4 protein-coding genes and 1 tRNA gene are annotated in these 3,629 nt (G+C 58.2%); 2 read left to right on the forward strand and 3 right to left on the reverse strand.

The features are described from left to right. The 3 genes from ABYT07_RS19785 to ABYT07_RS19795 all read right to left on the reverse strand — a co-directional run. A partial coding sequence (locus ABYT07_RS19785; protein WP_372993728.1) for a tyrosine-type recombinase/integrase occupies nucleotides 1-461 on the reverse strand: 461 nt, incomplete at its 3' end. Between the two features lie 30 nt (nucleotides 462-491). Then, nucleotides 492-1,133: a tyrosine-type recombinase/integrase gene (locus ABYT07_RS19790; RefSeq protein WP_372993729.1), complete on the reverse strand. Its 642-nt coding sequence runs from the start codon at nucleotides 1,131-1,133 to the stop codon at nucleotides 492-494. Between the two features lie 150 nt (nucleotides 1,134-1,283). After that, nucleotides 1,284-1,373: transfer RNA gene (locus ABYT07_RS19795), tRNA-Ser, on the reverse strand. A gap of 234 nt (nucleotides 1,374-1,607) precedes the next feature. Here ABYT07_RS19795 and ABYT07_RS19800 point away from each other — a divergent pair. Next, nucleotides 1,608-2,480 (forward strand): SPOR domain-containing protein, encoded by an 873-nt coding sequence (locus ABYT07_RS19800; RefSeq protein ID WP_372993730.1) that lies wholly within the window; start codon nucleotides 1,608-1,610, stop codon nucleotides 2,478-2,480. Between the two features lie 25 nt (nucleotides 2,481-2,505). Continuing rightward, the coding region (locus ABYT07_RS19805) for a D-alanyl-D-alanine carboxypeptidase family protein (protein WP_372993731.1) at nucleotides 2,506-3,629 on the forward strand (1,124 nt) is incomplete at its 3' end.

A 3,629-nucleotide genomic window follows, 5' to 3' on the forward strand; every position in this document is an offset into this window, starting at 1 on the left:
AAAGCCCGTCTTTTCTCAAGTAAATCAGACCGCGCATAGGCCCTCTCAACCTTTGAGCCAACCTTGTGTGACAGGCTTCGTTCTGCAACTTCCCACTGCCCATTCCCAGTCTCAGAGACCCAATCGCGGAACGTTGATCGAAAGCCATGCACGGTAACCCCTTCAACACCCATCCGGCGCAGCAACATCAGCATCGCCATATTGGACAAAGGATGATTGCGCTTTTGCCCTTCAAAGACAAAATCTGATTTGAGCCCCTTCAAAGGCTCGATGATCTCAAGCATTTGGGCGGTCAGAGGTACGCGGTGTTCCTCGTTGCCCTTCATGCGCTCCTCCGGGCATGTCCAAACGCCCGCATCAAGATCGAGTTCTTCCCACCGCATCTTCAAGACCTCGGTGGTGCGCGACCCTGTAAGGCAGGTAAACCGCAAGGCGTTTGCCGCCATAGCGTTACGGCTCATAAGATCCGCATAAAAGGCTGGCACATCCTGTCAGGCCATTGCTTTGTGGTGTTTTACTTTTACCTTCACCTTGGGCAAGACTTGGGCTTCTTTGACCAAGGTTACTGGGTTTTCCCCCGACCGAAACCCTTTAGAGCGCGCCACGTCCAGCACAACCTTTATCCGTTGCGCCAAGCGCTTCGCGGTTTCATGCTTTTCGGTCCATATCGGCGCGAGGCACATCATCACTTCCGGCTGGTCGATGCTATCAATGGGCATACGCCCGATTTTGGGAAAGGCGTAATCGCGCAAGGTGTTGATCCACTGCTGTCCGTGCTTGGCGTTTTTCCACGTCGGCATCCGGTCGATATGAACCTGTTGGGCGACCTCTTCAAAGGTTGGCACCTCTTGGCGGGCATTGAAACGCGGGTTCAGACCTTGCTTGGCCATACGGCGATATTCCAGCGCCCGCTCACGCGCTTGGTTGATCGTGACGATATCAGCACCACCAAGGCCAAAGTCCGTGCGCAGGGGCGCGCCCTTTTTGTTCTTCTGGCCTTTGACCACTACCCGCACGATCCAACGCCGCGCGCCTGAGGGATCAACCACCAGATAAAGACCGTTGCCATCGCCGTGACGACCAGCACCAAGATTCTCGACTAGTTTCTTTGTCAGCTTGCCGGATAGGGCCACTCAAAAATACCACGTTCCACACCACTCAAGGAAAGAATATAGACACTATCGAAAGAAACTCAAGACAATCGGAGAGCACACTTATGCCCATGTAAACAAAAGAAAAAGGCCCCTCAAAGCGGCCCATTCAATTTCAATACAAAGGTATGGTGGCGGAGGAGGTGGGATTCGAACCCACGGTACGCTCTCACGCACGCCGGTTTTCAAGACCGGTGCATTCGACCACTCTGCCACTCCTCCGCAGCAAAGACCGCATAAAACGCCGGCAGCGATTCTGCAAACCTCCAAATGCAACAAATCACGATGTATCTGGCGGGGAAATTTGCCGATGCTGGTGTGACGGCCTTTTCACAGCCCCCTGCGCGCGCTACTGTGCCGATCAGACCCCGGCAATGGGGCGTTAAACATGCCGTATGAACGGCGCGATCAGGCAGCGGTGCAAACGCCGCGCCAGCAGGCAAGGACGACCAGAAAATGAACATCCGATCGCACATCACGACCCTTTGGACACGACCAATGCGCGGCACCACGGCAGTTTTTGTGGCCCTGCTTGCGCTTACGGGGTGTGATGCGTCCGGCACGTTCGGCTTCGGCAAATCAGACGGCCAAGGGGCGGCTACCCCTTCCGGATCGACCAAGCTGGTTGAACGCGACGTCGAAGCGCCGGATGTATTCTCCGCAAACGATCAGGGTCTATGGGACGGACGGCCCAGTCTTGGTGGTGTCTGGGTTGCGCATCCCGATGTCACCGATCCCGAACGCGTAATCATCCGCAACGAGGCGAACGGCAAATTCGTAATTGGCGCGCTGTTTCGCCGCGAACGGGATCTGCCGGGGCCAAAGCTACAGATATCATCAGACGCGGCGGCAGCGCTTAGCATTTTGGCAGGTGCCCCCGCCCCCCTGAACGTCACAGCGTTACGGCGTCAAGAGGCGGACGCGCCGCCGCAAGATGCCGCACCAGAAGGGACCGTCGAAGCCCCCGCCCGTGTGACAGAAACCGCGCTTGATCCGGTCGTGGCATCGGCAAGCGCAGCCATAGATGCCGCCCCCGCAGTAGCCCTGCCCACCCAGACAGCGCCGAAACCCGCCGCCCCGCAAGCGACATCATCGCTGGCTAAACCCTTTGTGCAGATCGGTATTTTCAGCGTCGAGGCAAATGCAAACCGCGCTGCCAACCAGATGCGGAGCGCGGGGATGCTGCCCACCGTGAAGCGCAGCGAGATTGACGGCAAGCCATTCTGGCGGGTGGTCGTAGGGCCTGCGAAGTCGAAGTCGGAACTCAATGCATTGCTGAAATCCATCAAGACCGAAGGGTTCTCGGACGCCTATGCCGTGTCCAACTGATCCGACAAAACAAGGAGCCCGCACCATGATCCGTATGCTTGTCGCCACCGTCGCGCTGATCCTGACAGCCCTGCCCGGCCACGCGTTTGAAACCCGTGCAACGGCGGCCTATGTGATCGACCAGACCACCGGCACTGTGCTGTTGGCAAAGAATGCCGATGATCCGTTGCCACCTGCGTCAATGTCGAAACTGATGACGCTTTACATGGCATTCGAGGCGGTCGAGCGTGGCAAAAGCAACGGCGGCCTTGATCTGACCGAAGAGCTTCCTGTCTCGCAGCACGCGATGTCCTATGGCGGGTCAACGATGTTTCTGGACACCACCGACCGCGTCAAGGTCGAAGACCTGCTGCGCGGCATCATCGTGCTGTCGGGCAACGACGCCTGCGCCGTGATCGCCGAAGCACTCAGCCCCGACGGGACCGAAGCCGGGTTCGCCCGCTTGATGACCCGCCGCGCTCAACAGCTTGGGATGACCAATTCGACCTTTGCCAATTCCAACGGCTGGCCTGCGGCGGGCCACCGGATGTCGATGCGCGATCTTGGCCTGATCGCCATGCGCCTCATCACCGACTACCCCCAATATTATCCGCTGTTTTCACAGCGTGAATTCCTGTTCGACGGCCGCGCGCCACAGAACAAAGCCAACCGCAACCCCTTGCTGGGCCTTGGGATTGGGGCGGACGGCCTGAAAACCGGCCACACCCAAGAAGCAGGCTATGGGCTGGTGGGGTCGGCCAAACAGGGCGACCGTCGGGTCATTTTCGTAATATCCGGACTTGAAAGTGCTGCGGCACGGGCACAAGAATCCGAAGCGATCGTGAACTGGGCCTTCCGCCAGTTCGCGCAGCGCGAAATGGGGTCTGCCGGGACGCAAATCGCCGATGCCACCGTTGTTCTGGGGGCACAAAAAGCCGTCGGGATGGAACTGGCACAAGACTTGTCCGTTCTTATCCCCGTGTCAGGCGGAAGCGAAATCAACGCTGAGGTGGTTTACACCGGACCGTTGCGCGCGCCGATCCTCAAGGGCGATATGATCGGTGAATTGGTGCTGACCCGTGGCGATTTGCCAGAGGTTCGCGCGCCGTTGGTGGCATCTGACAGCGTCGCACCGGGCGGTTTCTTTATTAAACTTCAAGCAGCTGCATT

Origin of the sequence: Sulfitobacter sp. (assembly GCF_041552635.1) — a bacterium.
GTDB lineage: Bacteria > Pseudomonadota > Alphaproteobacteria > Rhodobacterales > Rhodobacteraceae > Sulfitobacter.

Excerpts from the sequence above, each read along its gene's own strand:
- ABYT07_RS19800 (WP_372993730.1), top strand. The coding sequence starts at position 1,608 with ATGAACATCCGATCGCACATCACGACCCTTTGGACACGACCAATGCGC.